This window comes from Stenotrophomonas sp. Nf1, from assembly GCF_003028475.1.
Taxonomy (GTDB): Bacteria; Pseudomonadota; Gammaproteobacteria; order Xanthomonadales; family Xanthomonadaceae; genus Stenotrophomonas.
In genome coordinates this window covers 66,066-81,194 of sequence record NZ_PYTV01000003.1, presented here as the reverse complement: position 1 = coordinate 81,194, position 15,129 = coordinate 66,066, and the positions used below count along the sequence as shown (strand labels likewise).

Below are 15,129 nucleotides of genomic sequence, written 5' to 3'. Positions count from 1 at the left end.
CTCTCAGCTCGGTCAACTCAGAGAAATGCGTATTGCAGCAGCAGTGGCCAGCGGTGCCAGCACCAGCGCGACCAGCAGGCCGGCACCCAGCATCAGCAGTGCACCGACCGGATCCTGTCCGCGTCCGGCCGCCGCCAGGCTGCCTGCGCCGAACACCAGCACCGGCACGTACAGCGGCAACGACAGCAACGCCACGAGAATACCAGAGCGCCGGATGCCTACGGTCAGCGCGGCGACCACGCCACCGATCAGGCTCAGCAACGGCGTTCCCAGCAGCAACGATGCCAGCAACAGCGGCAGCTGGTCATGCGGCAGATGCAGCATTTCGGCCAGCAACGGGCTCACCACGATCAACGGCAGCGCGGTGGTGGCCCAGTGCAGCAGCACGCGCACCAGGACCAGCCAGGCCAGCGGCACCGGTGCCAGCAGCCATTGCTCCAGCGAGCCATCCTCGGCGTCGGAACGGAACAGCGAATCCAGCGACAGCTGCCCGGCCAGCAGCACCGCCAGCCACAGCACGGCGCCGGCGGTGGCGCTCAGCAGTTTCGGTTCGCGGCCCTGGGCCAGCGCGAACAGCACCACCACCAGCACTGCGAACAGCAGCGGCTGCAGCGCATCGCCGCGCCGGCGCCAGAGCAGGCGCAGGTCGCGCTTGAGCAGGGCGCCGGCGGTCTGCCACAGGCCCGGTTCGGTACCCGGCGCGATCATGCGGCACCGCCGAGGTCGAGCTGGCGGGTGCGCACCGGCGGTGCGGCATACGCGCCATGGGTGGTGACCAGCGCTGCGCCACCGGCGCGCAGGTGCGCCGAGATCATCCGGTTGACCAGGGTGATGCCCTCCAGGTCGAGGTTGGCATAGGGTTCGTCGAGCAGCCACAGCGGCGCCGGCGACAGCCAGATGCGCGCCAGCGCCAGGCGCCGCTTCTGCCCGGCGGACAGGTGACGCACCAGGGTGTCTTCGTAGCCGGCCAGGCCGACGATGGCCAGCGCGTTGCCCGGCATCTGCCGCGCACGGCGGCCATGCAGGCCGCACAGGAAGTGCAGGTTCTCCAGCGTATCCAGGTCCGGCTTCAGCGCAGGCAGATGGCTGAGATAGGCGACATAGCGCGCCCGCTCGGCATTGCTGGCCAGCTTGCCGTCGATCCGTACCTGGCCGGCACCGGGCCGGGCCAGGCCGGCCAGCACGCGCAGCAGCGTGGTCTTGCCGGCACCGTTGCCACCCTGCACCAGCAGGGCTTCGCCGGCGTCCACGTGGAAGTCCAGCGGGCCGAACACCGGCTCGTCATTGCGGGAGAAGCTCAGGCCACTGGCGGCCAGCAATGCAGGGGTGTTCAAGGGGCAGGGGTCTTCATGCCGGAGTGCGGCGGCAATTGTAGCGGTGAATTCAGATGGTAGTGCCGGCCGCTGGCCGGCAATTTCGCCATCTGCCAGTTGAGGTTGCCGGCCAGCGGCCGGCACTACCGAAGCAGGGATTGCGTAAACTCAGGGATCCGTCTCCCCATACTCCCCAGGCCGATGCAACCCAACACCAAGCTGCCCAAGGTCGGTACCACGATCTTCACCGTGATGTCCCAGCTCGCCGCCGAACACGGCGCGGTCAACCTGGGCCAGGGTTTCCCGGATTTTTCCGCACCGCAGCGCCTGATCGACGAGACCGCCAGGGCGATGGCCGCCGGTCTGAACCAGTACCCGCCGATGACCGGCGTGGCGCCGCTGCGCCAGGCGATCGCGCAGAAGGCGCTGGACTGCTATGGCGCACAGGTGGACGCGGACAGCGAGATCACCGTCACCAGCGGCGGCACCGAGGCCATCTTCAATGCCATCCACGCCGTGGTGCGTGCCGGCGAGGAAGTGATCGTGCTCGACCCGGCGTATGACTGCTATGAGCCGGCGATCGACCTGGCTGGCGCCAGGGCGGTGCATGTGTCGCTCGATCTGCAGACCTTCGCGGTCGATTGGGATCGCGTGCGTGCGGCAATCACCCCGCGCACCCGCATGCTGATCGTCAACACCCCGCACAATCCGTCCGGCGCGATGCTGTCGGCGCAGGACATGCAGGCGCTGACCGAGCTGCTGCGTGGCACGCAGATCTACCTGATCTCCGATGAGGTGTACGAGCACATCATCTATGACGGCCGCCGTCATGAATCGGCGCTGCGCTACCCGGAACTGCGCGAGCGCGCGTTCGTCATCTCCAGCTTCGGCAAGACCTACCACTGCACCGGCTGGAAGATCGGCTACGCGATCGCGCCGCCGGCGTTGACTGCCGAGTTCCGCAAGGTGCACCAGTACAACACCTTCACCAGCTTCGGCCCGGCCCAGCACGGTTTCGCCGCGATGATCCGCGACGAGCCCGAACACCACCTGGAGCTGGGCGCGTTCTACCAGGCCAAGCGTGATCGTTTCCGCGAGCAGCTGGCCGGCACGCGCCTGAAGCCGCTGCCGGTGCCGGGAGGTTACTTCCAGCTGGTCGACTACTCGGCCATCAGCGATCTGCCCGACCATGAGTTCGTGAAGTGGCTGACCATCGAGAAGGGCGTCACCGCCATTCCGCTGTCGCCGTTCTACGAGAATCCGCCGGCTGGCCAGCGCCTGGTGCGCCTGTGCTTTGCCAAGAATGAAGCGACCATGGACGCGGCGATCGAACGCCTGCGCCTTCTTTGAGCGGAGCAGTGATGATGCAGGACCTGCGCATTTCCCTCGTCCAGGGCGACACCCGCTGGCACGACCCGGCGGGCAACCGTGATTACTACGGCGCGCTGCTGGCGCCGTTGGCCGGCAACACCGATCTGGTGATCCTGCCGGAGACTTTCACCAGTGGCTTCTCCAACGACGCCATCGCGCAGGCCGAAGGCATGGACGGCCCGACCGTGGCCTGGGTGCGCGAGCAGGCCCGGGCGTTGAATGCGGCGGTGATCGGCAGCGTGCAGCTGCGCGATGGCGAGGGCGTGTACAACCGCCTGCTGTTTGCCACACCCGATGGCGGGCTGCAGTACTACGACAAGCGTCACCTGTTCCGCTACGGCGGCGAGCACGAGCGTTATGCCGCCGGGCGCGAGCGCCTGAGCGTGGAATGGAAGGGCTGGCGGATCAATCCGCAGGTCTGCTACGACCTGCGCTTCCCGGTGTTCTGCCGCAACCGCTACAACGTCGAGCGTCCCGAGCAATTGGACTTCGACCTGCAGATCTTCGTGGCCAACTGGCCTTCGGCGCGTGCCTATGCGTGGAAGACCCTGCTGCGCGCGCGTGCGATCGAGAACCTGTGCTTCGTGGCGGCGGTGAATCGCGTGGGCGTGGATGGCAACCAGCTGCACTACGCCGGTGACAGCGCGGTGATCGATTTCCTCGGCCAGCCGCAGGTGGAGATCCGCGAGCGCGAGCAGGTGGTGACCACCACCATTTCGGCCGAGGCGCTGGCCGCGCACCGCGCACGCTTCCCGGCGATGCTCGATGCCGATGCCTTCCATCTGGACGAGCAGGCCTGAGCCAGCCGGACGGCGGCTGAATATTGGCCGCACCTGTACGCGCGCGTGCATCCATCGTGCACGCGCGCGCTGCTAGATTCGCCAGCAGTCCGAACGATCTGGAAGTCCCGCCATGAACAAGCCCTTCGCCCTGCTGCTGGCCCTGTCCGCCGCGTCGCTGGCCCCGGCCGCGCACGCCGCCGGCAACCTCGACTGCCAGCTGCGCTACAACCTGTCCGGCTGGTCGCTGATCTACAAGACTGCCTCCGGCAACGGCACGGTCACCTGCAGCAACGGCGCCAGCCTGCCGGTGCGCATCCAGATGAAGGGTGGCGGCCTGACGGTGGGCAAGTCGAAGATCACCAATGGCCGCGGCAGTTTCACCGGCGCCGTGAGCGTCAACGAGCTGCTGGGCACTTACGCGTCGGTCGGCGCGCATGCCGGTGCGGTGAAATCCAGCAATGCGCAGGTGATGACCAAGGGCGATATTTCGCTGGCCCTGTCCGGGACCGGCGAAGGGTGGGATCTGGGCGTGGATGGCACCGCCTTCACCATCAGCCGCCGCTGACCCCAAAAAAGGGGACGGAGGGGATTAAGTCGTTATCGCCTTGACCACTCGCAATGTGGCAAGAACGACTTAATCCCCTCCGTCCCCTTTTTCTTTCCGTCAGGTGCCTTCGGTATTGGTGCGCACGCTGAGCTTCCAACGGATGGCACCCTGTGCGGGGGTGTGCACATGTTTGGGCTGCGGCGGGAATGGATCGTTCTTGTTGCAGGTGACTTCACACTTGCAGCCCAGGCAACGATAGATGCCCGAGACTGCCACTTTGTCGGCGGGACCGTAGATGGTGTTCCACCAGGTATTGCTGCCGTTGACCCGTTGCAATACGGAATTGGACGTGTACCAAGCCATCGTGGCTCCTGTGTGTCATGGATGGAGCAAGCACGATAGGAAGTCGCTGGATCTCATGCGGCGACACATGGCACAAACAGCACGTTTTCAAAGAATTCCTAATGCACGCTTTTCATCCACGCGCGGCGTGGATCTATCCGCAGATCAATGCACCAGACAAAGAAAAACCCCGGCCTGCGCCGGGGTTTTTCGTTTCAGTCGCCGTAGCGATCAGCCGCCGCGCGGGCCGCTGCGGCGCGGGCCGCCCGGACCGCGGTTGCCGCCGGGGCCACCCGGGCCACGGTTGCCACCCGGACCGCCGGGGCCGCGATTACCGCCCGGGCCACGGTTGTTGCCGCCACCCGGACCGCGACCGCCCGGACGGGCGCCGTGTGCCGGCTTCGGGCTGCCATACGGGTTGAAGCCCGGGGTGGCGTGGTCGGACGGGAAGCTCGGGGCGTTGCCCGGATGACCGTACGGGTGCTTGTTGCCCTGGCCCTGCGAGCGGTTGCCGCCACCGGCCGGACGACCCTGGCCGCCTGCGCCGCCACGGCCTTCACCGCCGAAACCGCCACGGCCCTGGCCGCCACCGGCACCTGCGCCCAGGCCCTTCGGCTTGCCGTACGGACGGCCCTGGCCACCCGCGCCCGGACCACGGGCACCCGGGCCACGTGCGCCCGGACCGGCATTGCGATGGCCGCTCGGGCCGGTGCTGACACCGTCCGGCACGTACCAGGTGCGGAACGCGGCCGGGTTGCCTTCCGGCAGCGAGCGATCATTCTTCGGCGCGCGCTGCTTGAACGGCTTCTGCGACTGCTTGGCCGCCGCTTCACCGCTGACCGTCAGGCCGCCCTTGAAGCCGCCACCCTTGCCACCGCGACCACGGCCGCGATCTTCGCGCACGTTGTCGAAGCGGCGCAGTTCGCGGCCTTCGTCGGCCGTGTTGTGACCGTTGACGTACGCATTGCCACGGCCACCTTCGCGCACGCGCACGGTGGTCTTGGCGGCGCGGCGCTGGCCGATCACCGGCTGCAGGGTCAGTGCCGACGGCGCGCCTTCTTCCAGCTTCAGCTGCGCACGCAGGGCTTCGACCTGGGCGGTACCCAGTTCCACCGAATGGCCGCGGGCCAGTTCGCGCGGCAGGCTGACCTTGCCGTAGCGGGTGCGCTTGAGGCGGCTGACCTGGCAGCCCTGCGATTCCCACAGGCGGCGCACTTCGCGGTTGCGGCCTTCCTTCACCACGACGCGGAACCAGTCGTGCGAATCGGTGCCGCCGATGCGTTCGATCTCGTCGAACTTGGCCGGGCCGTCTTCCAGCGCGACGCCACGGGCGAGGCGGTCGACGATGGCGTCGGAGACCTTTTCCTCGCCTTCCGGGGCGCGCACGCGCACCACGTACTCGCGCTCGACCTCGAACGACGGGTGCATCATGGCGTTGGCCAGCTCACCGTCGGTGGTGGCCAGCAGCAGGCCGGTGGTGTTGATGTCCAGGCGGCCGATGGCGATCCAGCGCGCGCCCTTCAGCGGCGGCAGCGATTCGAATACGGTCGGGCGGCCTTCGGGATCTTCGCGGGTGGTCACTTCGCCTTCCGGCTTGTTGTAGACCAGCACGCGCGACGGTTCGGCCAGCGCGGTGGCGACGAAGCCACGGCCATCCAGCTCGATCTTGTCGCCGCTCTTGACCGACATGCCGGTCTGCGCGACTTCGCCGTTGACCTTGACCAGGCCCTCGGCAATGCGTTGTTCCAGCGCGCGGCGCGAGCCGAGGCCGGCCTGGGCCAGCACCTTGTGCAGGCGCTCTTCCAGCTTGAACTGTTCGGAGGTGGCTTCGCGCTTGAGCGAGAGCTTGTTACGGGGGGTGTCACTCATCAGTTTTGCTCCGGCCGACGGTTTCGAGGTCGGCCTCTGGTTCGGAATCGGCTTGGTCAACAGCCACGGTCGTCGTCGCGACGGCGTTGTCTTCGCGTTCGTTCACTGGCACCGCGCGCTCGCCCGGCGCGGAATCGGGGTGCCCATCATCGAGGGGCGAAGGTGCTTGCTCATCGGAAGCCGAGGCAGCGTCTGCATCGGCGGAATCTGGGGTGTCACTGCCGGCCAGGCCGGCGTCATCGTTGGCGGCAGCGCCGTCGGCGCCGGCCGAAACATCCGGGCCGTCCGCACCGGCAACGGCCGGGCCATCGCGGTCCAGTGCCAGCTGCGGTTCCAGCTCGCCCAGGTCCTTCAGTTCGGACAGGGGCGGCAGTTCGTCCAGGCGCTTGAGGCCGAAATAGTCCAGGAAGCCCTTGGTGGTGCCGAACAGCGCCGGCTTGCCGGGCACGTCGCGGTGGCCGACCACGCGGATCCATTCGCGTTCTTCCAGGGCCTGGATGATGTTGCTGCTGACCGCCACGCCGCGCACCTGTTCGATCTCGCCGCGGGTGATCGGTTGCCGGTAGGCGATCAGCGCCAGGGTTTCCAGCGTGGCACGGGTGTAGCGGGTCTTGCGTTCTGTCCACAGCCGGCTGATCCAGCTGTGCACTTCGCCGGTCACCTGGTAGCGGAAGCCGGAGGCGACCTCGACCAGTTCCACGCCGCGCTCCGCGCAGGCTTCGCGCAGGCGCTCCAGCGCACGTTCGATGCTGCCCGGCGGTGCCGGTTCCTCTTCCGGGAACAGGTCCTTCAGCTGGGCCAGGGTCAGCGGCTGGCTGGAGGCCAGCAGGGCACCTTCGACTATGCGGTTGATCAGCGATTGATCCATCGGCAGGCAGCGCTCACTCGTTCTCGTTGGCGGCGTCGTTGTCGTCGAACTCGCTGCTGAACTGCAGCGGGGCGTTGGTGTTGCCGGCGGCCAGCGACTTCACGTAGATCGGCGCCAGCGGCTCTTCCTGCACGATGTCCAGCAACTGTTCCTTGGCCAGTTCCAGCACCGCCAGGAACGTGACCAGCACGCCCAGCTTGCCTTCTTCGGCGGTGAACAGGCTCTCGAAACGATAGAACCTGCCATCTTCCATGCGGCCGAGCACTTCGCCCATGCGCTGGCGGACACTCAGGGCCTCGCGCTTGATGGCGTGGCCGCTGAACAGCTCGGCGCGCTTGAGCACGTCGTGCAGGGCCAGCAGCATTTCCTTCAGGTCCACCGGCGGCGGCAGCTTCACCGCCGCGCGCTCGGGCATGAAGGCGTGCGCCACCGTGGTGTCGCGGTCCTGGCGGGGCAGGGCGTCGATGTCCTCGGCCGCCTGCTTGAAGCGTTCGTACTCCTGCAGCCGGCGCACCAGCTCGGCGCGCGGGTCGGCCTCGTCGCCTTCCTCGCTGACCGGCCGCGGCAGCAGCATGCGCGACTTCACCTCGGCCAGGATCGCGGCCATCACCAGGTACTCGGCCGCCAGCTCGAAACGCAGCTCGCGCATCACGGTGATGTATTCCACGTACTGCCGGGTGATCTCGGCTACCGGAATGTCCAGCACGTCCAGGTTCTGCCGGCGGATCAGGTACAGCAGCAGGTCCAGCGGGCCTTCAAAGGCATCCAGGATGACTTCCAGCGCGTCCGGCGGGATGTACAGGTCCTGCGGGATCTGCAGGACCGGTTGCCCATGCACCACGGCCAGCGGCATTTCCTGCTGCTGGGGGGCGGGCGGCCGGGTTGGCGGGTTCGCGTCGAGCGCGAGTTCGGAAGTCATCTAATGGACATCAGGATTGCAACGGACCAGTCGCGGCACCGGGTTCGCCGGGCCAACGCCACGGAGCCCCAGGGCACCAGACACGCCGGGATCGGCGCGATTCCACACATATCAAACAGCAGGACGCGCCGCAGCGAACGGCAGCGACGAAACTACGGGGAGGTCGTCTACGTGGCCCGGTCAGGCGATCCGGTTTTGAAGCGGCAGGTCGGTCGTCGGGGCCGCATTGGCCGCAGGAACCGACGAGCTGCTGCATCCAGCCACGTGCAATGGACTCTAGGGTAAGCCTTTGTGGCGCAGGTGTCCAGCCGAGGGCGGTGGCAGGGGCCATTGGCTAGAATCTGCGGACCCGAAAACGCAAGCGAGGTAACGCCGGTGTGGTATGTGATCGAGGGGTATGACGGCCAGGATGTGCTGGCACAGCGGCTGCAGGCCCGGCCGGAACACCTGGCGCGCCTGCACGCGCTGCGCGACGAAGGCCGCCTGCTGCTGGCCGGCCCGTGTCCGGCGGTGGATAGCGAAGACCCCGGTCCGGCCGGCTTCAGTGGCTCGGTGGTGATTGCCCAGTTCGAGTCGCTCCCACAGGCCCAGGCCTGGGCCGATGCCGACCCTTACGTCGCCGCGGGCGTCTACACCCGCGTGCAGGTGCGGCCGTTCCGCAAGGTCCTGCCGTGAACGCCGGACGGATCGAACGGATCCGTGATGCGCTGCAGCAGGCGCTGGCCCCGACCCGGCTGGACATCGAGGACGACAGTCATCGCCATGCCGGTCATGCCGGAGCCCGCGATGGGCGCGGCCATTTCAACGTACGGGTGGTCAGCGAGCGCTTCGCCGGGCTGGGCCCGCTGGCGCGCCACCGCGCGGTCTATGCCGCACTGGGGGCGATGATGGACACCGACATCCATGCCCTGTCCATCCGCGCATCCACCCCGTCAGAACAGGGCTGAGCCCTTGTCCCTCGCTGTCATCGCAGGTCTTCGCAAAGGCCTGTGATGGACAGGTTTTCATGTCCATTTCAGGACATTCGCCTAACGGACTGTTTACAAGCCCAGATGGAAACGCTTACATTCCGCGCCAATGCTGGTAGGTCCAAGCCGTGGAGGGCGGCTTCGTGAACAAGGCAGCTATCACAATCAAAGACGTCGCTCGCGAAGCCCGGGTCTCCGTGGCCACGGTATCGCGTGCGCTCAACGGGCATGAAAATGTCGCCGAACCGGTCCGCCAGCTTGTGCTGGAGGTGGCCGCCCGGCTGCGTTACACCCCGCACGCCGCCGCCCGCAGCCTGAGCAGCCGCCGCACCAATACGGTGGGCGTGGTGCTGCCCGACCTGTATGGCGAATTCTTCTCCGAGCTGATGCGCGGCATCGACAACGTCGCCCGCAACCGCCGCCAGCACCTGTTGGTGTCCAGCTACCACGGCGACCAGGAGCAGCAGGGCGCGGCCCTGCGTGCCATGCGCGGCCGGGTCGACGGGCTGCTGGTGCTCTCGCCCTATGCCGAGAGCCCGGGCTTCCTGACCGACAACCTGCCGCAGTCGCTGCCGACGGTGTTGATCAACACCTACCTGCCCACGCAGGAACATCCGGTGTTGAGCATCGACGACCATGCCGGTGCGATGGCCATGACCGACCACCTGCTGGAGGCCGGTCACCGCCGCATCGCTTTCATTTCTGGCCCGGACCTCAACTTCGACGCGCGCGAGCGCCTGCGCGGCTTCCGTGACGCGCTGGCGGCATTCGGCAGTGGCGCCGAAGGCATCGAGCTGCCCGGTGATTTCGACGAAGCTTCCGGCCACCGCGCCGGTCAGGAGTTGCTGGCAGCCGGAGCGCTGCCCGATGCCGTGTTCGCCGCCAACGACATGATGGCCCTGGGTTGCCTGTATGCGTTCACGCAGGCAGGGGTCCATGTGCCGACCGATGTCGCCCTGGCCGGTTTCGATGACATTCCACTGGCACGTTTCGTCCACCCGTCGCTGACCACCATGCAGGTCAGCATCGCCGAGCTCGGCGATCGGGCCATGACGCGCCTGATGCAGTTGATGGACGGCACCTCCACGGATGGGACAGGGGACAAGCAGACCCTGGTTCCCCGCTTGATAGTTCGCGATTCCACCACTCCGCCATCGGGCCAATGAAGCCAGAGGCGTTCCTTCTTTTTTGATTGATCGCAGGGACCGCGCGAGCGGTCACCGCCACCCGGAGATTGAGTTGATGATGCATACCACCTTCCGCACGCCGGCGCGCCGGCTGCTGAGCACCGCACTGGTCAGCTGTCTGATGCTGGCTGCGGCCCCCAACGCCATGGCGCAGTCGGCCAACGCCAGCCTGCGCGGCCAGGTTGCCGGCGCCCAGGCCGGTTCTGAAGTCACCGCCACCAACGTGGCCACCGGTACCGTCCGTCGCGGCACCGTGCGTGCCGATGGCAGCTACTCGCTGATGGGCCTGGATCCGGGCACCTACGACGTGGTCGCCAACGGCCAGACCCAGAAGGTCACCGTCACCGTGGCCTCCACCGCCACGCTGAACTTCGCCGGCGCTGCCAGCAGCACGCCGGGTTCGACCGCGGCCACCAACCTGGACACCGTCAACGTCGTCGCACCGACCCTGCTGCAGGAAGTGCGCACCTCTGAAGTCGGCAAGACCGTCAGCCTGCAGCAGATCCAGACCACCCCGCAGGTGTCGCGCAACTTCCTGGAGTTCGCCGACGCGGTGCCGGGCATGATCTTCACCCGCGACGCCAAGGGCAACACCTCGCTGCGCGGCGGTGCCACCAATGCCGACGGCACCAACGTGTACATCGACGGCGTGGGCCAGAAGAGCTACGTCAAGGGCGGCGGCGTGGCCGGCCAGTCCGGCAGTGCCGGCAACCCGTTCCCGCAGCTGGCCATCGGCGAATACAAGGTCATCAGCGGCAACTACAAGGCCGAGTACGGCCAGGTGTCGAGCGCCGCGGTGACCGCCGCGACCAAGTCCGGTACCAACGAGTTCAAGGGTGAGGCGTTCTACCGCTACACCGATGAAGACATGCGCGCCAAGACCCCGGCCGAGCGCCAGGGCGGCAAGGACAAGATGGTCTCGGCCGAGAAGGAATACGGCTTCGCGCTGGGCGGCCCGATCGTCAAGGACAAGGCCCACTTCTTCGTGACCTACGAAGCCAAGCGCTTCGACCTGCCGGTCACCATCGCGCCGGACGGCGCGGTCACCGGCGCTGCCGGCCTGCTGCCGCCGGCCGGTGCCGCCGGCCTCGGCCCGGCCAGCCAGCCGTTCCAGCAGGACCTGATCTTCGGCAAGATCGACTTCGAGCCGACCGACAACGATCGCATCGAACTGACCTTCCAGGACCGCGACGAAACCCAGTCGCAGTTCAGTGGCCAGACCTCGCCGGAAGCCGGCCGTGAAGTGGTCAACACCGACCGTCGTTACGCGCTGCGCTGGAACCACAGCGGTGAGCGTTACTACAACGAGTTGATGGTCACCCACGAAGATTCGTTCAACAACCCGACCCCGCTGACCCTGGCCAATGGCATCACCTACACCGCGCCGGACGGTCCGGAAGACCGCACCGTGGTGAAGATCGGTGGCGCCTCGGCACTGGATTCGCAGGTGAAGGGCCAGAAGGGCTGGTCGATCGAAGACAACCTGACCCTGGATGGCATCCAGTGGGCCGGTGACCACACCATCAAGATGGGCGTGAAGTACAAGCAGATCGACCTGTACGCCTCCGATGCGGCGCAGATCAACCCGACCTTCACCTACAGCCTGGGCGATCCGGACTTCCCGGATTCCATTCCGTACAAGGCGCAGTTCGTCAAGCCGGTGACCGGCGTGTCGGGCGTGTCGGGTGAAGTGCGTTCGAAATCCAAGCAGTACGGCGTGTTCATCCAGGACGACTGGCAGGTCAATGACCACCTGCAGATCAACCTCGGCCTGCGCTGGGACTACGAAAAGACCCCGTCCTACCTGGACTTCGTGACCCCGCAGCAGGTGGTCGACGCCATCTACTCGCAGGATCCGCGCGCGCCTGCCGGCCAGACCTACGCCGATTCGCTGGCACTGGGCGGTCTGGACATCAGCGACTACATCAGCAACGGCCACAACCGCAAGGCGTTCAAGGATGCCTGGCAGCCGCGCCTGGGCTTCTCGTATGACATCAACGCCGACGAGCAGCACGTGATCCACGGTGGTGCCGGCCGTTCCTACGACCGCGACCTGTTTGACAACCTGCAGCTGGAAACCACCAAGCTGGCCCTGCCGCAGCCGACCATCTACTTCCGCAACCCGGCCACCGGCACCTGCATCAACGGCCAGGCCGCCTGCTACGACTGGAACCCGAACCTGCTCAACGGCATCGGCAACCTGCAGTCGCTGGTTGGCGCGACCAGCAATGCCGGCCTGGAAGTGGACCTGCTGAACAACAAGCTGAAGGCCCCGTACTCGGATCAGTTCAGCCTGGGCATGAGCAACCAGATCGGTGACTGGCTGACCGACGCCACCATCGCCCGCACCCTGAGCTACGACGGCTTCGCCTTCACCCTGGGCAACCGTTACCCGACCGGCCAGTTCTTCGATGACCCGCGCCTGTGCGGCGGCACCGACCCGGGCCTGAGCCAGGCCTGGAGCTGCAACGTGCCGGGCTTCGGCAGCCTGATCATCGGCCAGCAGGGCATCAAGACCCGCGCGACCCAGGTGCTGCTGTCGGCGCAGAAGCCGTTCACCAAGGAAAGCGGCTGGGGCACCTCGATCGCCTATACCTGGACGACCGCGCGCCACAACCGCGACATCAACGAGAAGTACGCCTTCGACCGCGGCCTGATTGGTGACTACCCGACCATCCGTTCCAACGGCGCGCCGCGCCACCGCCTGGTGGTGACCGGTTCGTACGCGGGCTTCTGGGGCATCACCTTCGGTGGCAAGATCACCCTGGCTACGCCGACCGCGGTCAATGACTGGTACCCGGTGATGCAGGCCAGCGGCTACACCCTGCCGACCCCGCAGGCGGCCGTGCCCAATGCCACCGGTAAGTTCCTGGTGGGTGGCAAGATCTTCGGCTACCGTTCGGTCGACCTGCAGGCGACGAAGACGTTCAAGATGCCGGGCGATACCGAGCTGTACGCGCGTATTGACATCATCAACGTGTTCAACTTCGACAACTTCTCCACCTACAACTACGTCAAGACCAACGGCAAGCTGCAGGCCAGCTACAACGAGACCGGCGAGATCATCGGTACGCCGCGTCAGGTCAAGGCCGAAGTGGGCTTCCGCTTCTAAGCCCGGGCGTTGATGCATGACTCGATGCCGCCGGCTAGCTGGCGGCATCGGTGAAAACGGCAATGGCCGGCCTGGTGCCGGTCCATTGCCCACGCCGCTGCCGGGCAGGGGGCAGCGGCGTGGGCAATGATCGCGGTGTCAAACCACGTTTTTCGTGGTTTTTTAAGAACGCATCTTGTAAACGATTTCAGATCATTGGACGGTATGCTTTCCCATCGATCAGACCACCGGAGGAACCGCGCCATGCAGGCACGCCATCTGTTGTCCGCCGCCGCGCTGAGCCTGGGCGTGGCCGCCTGCCAGCCGGCCCAGCAGGAGCCTGCCAAGCCGCGCCCACCGGTGATCCTGATCGAGGCCGATGCACCGCCGCGGCCGATGAAGCCGGAGCTGCCGCCGCTGTTTGATGACATCGAGCGGCGCACCTTCCAGTTCTTCTGGGACACCACCAACGAAGTGAACGGCCTGACCCCGGACCGCTATCCGTCGCGGCCGTTCGCCAGCATCGCCTCGGTCGGCTTCGCGCTGACCGCCTATCCGATCGGCATCGAGAACGGCTGGGTCAGCCGCAACCAGGCGATCGACCGCACCCTGACCACGCTGAAGTTCTTCCGCGATGTGCCGATGGGCCCGCAGCGTACCGGCAAGGCCGGCTACAAGGGCTTCTACTACCACTTCCTGGACATGCAGCAGGGCCGTCGCTACGACAGCTGGGTCGAGCTGTCCTCGGTGGATACCGCGCTGCTGATGATGGGCGTTCTGTTCGCGCAGTCCTACTACGACGGTGACGACCCGCGCGAGAAGGAAATCCGGCAGATCGCCGACACCCTGTACAAGAAGGTCGACTGGCCGTGGCTGCAGCAGCGCGCGCCGCTGATCTCGATGGGCTGGTTCCCGGAAAGCGGCTTCATCGACCATGACTGGATGGGCTACAACGAGGCGATGATGGTCTACATCCTCGCCCTCGGCTCGCCCACGCACCCGGTCAGCCCGGACGCATGGACGGTGTGGACGCGCACCTACGACAACGACTGGGGCGTGTACCAGGGCCAGGAATACCTGTCCTTCGGCCCGTTGTTCGGCCACCAGTACAGCCATGTCTGGATCGACTTCCGCGATATCCAGGACGCGTACATGCGCGAACGCGGCAGCACCTATTTCCTCAACAGCCGTTCGGCCGCGCTGGCCCAGCGCGAGTACGCCATCGCCAACCCGATGCAGTGGAAGGACTATGGCGAGAACGTCTGGGGCCTGACCGCCAGCGACGGCCCGCAGAACACCACGCAGGAGTATCGCGGCGAGCAGCGGCAGTTCCGCCATTACTCTTCGCGCGGCGCCGGCCTGCGCGAGAACTTCGATGACGGCACGATCGCGCCGACCGCCGCGATCGCCTCGGTGGTGTTCGCACCGGAGCAGGTGATTCCGGCCACGCTGGAGATGCACAAGCGCTACGGCGACTACATCTATTCCAGCTACGGTTTCCTGGATTCGTTCAATCCCAGCTTCAACTACGACATCCCGATCAAGACCGGCCGCGTGGTGCCGGATCGCGGCTGGGTCGCCAGCGATTACATCGCCATCGACCAGGGCCCGATCCTGACCATGATCGCCAACTACCGCAACGACTTCGTCTGGGAAGTGATGAAGAAGAACCCGTATATCCGCAAGGGTCTGGAGCGGGCCGGGTTCAGTGGCGGCTGGCTGGCGCCGGAAGGCTCGTTCCAGCCGCTGGAACTGCAGAAAGACGAAAAGGCCGCGGCGGCACGCGCGGTGGGTATCGCCGAATCACGCGCGGCAGCCGCGCAGGAACAGAAGAACAATGCCAACCGCAACACAGGGCAGGGGAAGTAACCC

Annotated in this window: 14 protein-coding genes; 8 read left to right on the top strand and 6 right to left on the bottom strand. The window is 66.5% G+C overall.

From position 1 onward, the window contains the following. Positions 1–12 precede the first annotated feature (12 nt). A complete protein-coding gene (ccmB, locus tag C9412_RS06860) occupies positions 13–708 on the bottom strand; it encodes a heme exporter protein CcmB (RefSeq protein WP_107230952.1) in 696 nt (231 codons plus the stop codon). Beyond that, the gene (ccmA, locus tag C9412_RS06855; protein ID WP_107230951.1) at positions 705–1,334 is read right to left on the bottom strand and encodes a heme ABC exporter ATP-binding protein CcmA; all 630 of its coding nucleotides are present in this window, start codon (positions 1,332–1,334) and stop codon (positions 705–707) included. The genes ccmB and ccmA overlap by 4 nt, the downstream gene beginning before the upstream one ends. Positions 1,335–1,514: 180 nt before the next feature. Between ccmA and C9412_RS06850 the strand changes: the two genes are divergently transcribed. From C9412_RS06850 to C9412_RS06840, 3 genes are all read left to right on the top strand, one after another. Continuing rightward, positions 1,515–2,663, top strand: a complete 1,149-nt coding sequence (locus tag C9412_RS06850) for a pyridoxal phosphate-dependent aminotransferase (protein WP_107230950.1) — start codon at positions 1,515–1,517, stop codon at positions 2,661–2,663. 14 nt (positions 2,664–2,677) lie between these two features. Then, positions 2,678–3,484, top strand: a complete 807-nt coding sequence (locus C9412_RS06845) for an amidohydrolase (protein WP_107231254.1) — start codon at positions 2,678–2,680, stop codon at positions 3,482–3,484. A 112-nt stretch (positions 3,485–3,596) separates the two neighbouring features. Continuing rightward, on the top strand, positions 3,597–4,031 hold the full coding sequence (locus tag C9412_RS06840; RefSeq protein WP_107230949.1) for a hypothetical protein: 435 nt from the start codon (positions 3,597–3,599) through the stop codon (positions 4,029–4,031). A 99-nt stretch (positions 4,032–4,130) separates the two neighbouring features. Here C9412_RS06840 and C9412_RS06835 read toward each other — a convergent pair whose 3' ends face one another. The 4 genes from C9412_RS06835 to C9412_RS06820 form a co-directional block, all read right to left on the bottom strand. Continuing rightward, positions 4,131–4,376 carry a protein L gene (locus tag C9412_RS06835; RefSeq protein WP_107230948.1) on the bottom strand — a complete coding sequence of 82 codons (246 nt, stop codon included), beginning with the start codon at positions 4,374–4,376 and terminating at the stop codon, positions 4,131–4,133. A gap of 210 nt (positions 4,377–4,586) precedes the next feature. Beyond that, the gene (locus C9412_RS06830) at positions 4,587–6,224 is read right to left on the bottom strand and encodes a pseudouridine synthase (RefSeq protein WP_107230947.1); all 1,638 of its coding nucleotides are present in this window, start codon (positions 6,222–6,224) and stop codon (positions 4,587–4,589) included. Then, the gene (gene scpB / locus C9412_RS06825; RefSeq protein WP_107230946.1) at positions 6,217–7,092 is read right to left on the bottom strand and encodes an SMC-Scp complex subunit ScpB; all 876 of its coding nucleotides are present in this window, start codon (positions 7,090–7,092) and stop codon (positions 6,217–6,219) included. The genes C9412_RS06830 and scpB overlap by 8 nt, the downstream gene beginning before the upstream one ends. A gap of 13 nt (positions 7,093–7,105) precedes the next feature. Further along, positions 7,106–8,011 carry a ScpA family protein gene (locus C9412_RS06820; RefSeq protein WP_107230945.1) on the bottom strand — a complete coding sequence of 302 codons (906 nt, stop codon included), beginning with the start codon at positions 8,009–8,011 and terminating at the stop codon, positions 7,106–7,108. Between the two features lie 375 nt (positions 8,012–8,386). Between C9412_RS06820 and C9412_RS06815 the strand changes: the two genes are divergently transcribed. The 5 genes from C9412_RS06815 to C9412_RS06795 all read left to right on the top strand — a co-directional run bounded on the left by C9412_RS06815 (position 8,387) and on the right by C9412_RS06795 (position 15,126). Further along, positions 8,387–8,686 (top strand): YciI family protein, encoded by a 300-nt coding sequence (locus C9412_RS06815; RefSeq protein ID WP_014037825.1) that lies wholly within the window; start codon positions 8,387–8,389, stop codon positions 8,684–8,686. Further along, positions 8,683–8,958, top strand: a complete 276-nt coding sequence (locus C9412_RS06810; protein WP_107230944.1) for a BolA family protein — start codon at positions 8,683–8,685, stop codon at positions 8,956–8,958. The genes C9412_RS06815 and C9412_RS06810 overlap by 4 nt, the downstream gene beginning before the upstream one ends. A 149-nt stretch (positions 8,959–9,107) precedes the next feature. After that, on the top strand, positions 9,108–10,145 hold the full coding sequence (locus C9412_RS06805; protein ID WP_107230943.1) for a LacI family DNA-binding transcriptional regulator: 1,038 nt from the start codon (positions 9,108–9,110) through the stop codon (positions 10,143–10,145). A 76-nt stretch (positions 10,146–10,221) separates the two neighbouring features. Then, positions 10,222–13,278 (top strand): TonB-dependent receptor, encoded by a 3,057-nt coding sequence (locus C9412_RS06800; RefSeq protein ID WP_107230942.1) that lies wholly within the window; start codon positions 10,222–10,224, stop codon positions 13,276–13,278. Positions 13,279–13,521: 243 nt separating this feature from the next. Beyond that, the gene (locus C9412_RS06795) at positions 13,522–15,126 is read left to right on the top strand and encodes a glucoamylase family protein (protein WP_107230941.1); all 1,605 of its coding nucleotides are present in this window, start codon (positions 13,522–13,524) and stop codon (positions 15,124–15,126) included. Positions 15,127–15,129: the final 3 nt, after the last annotated feature.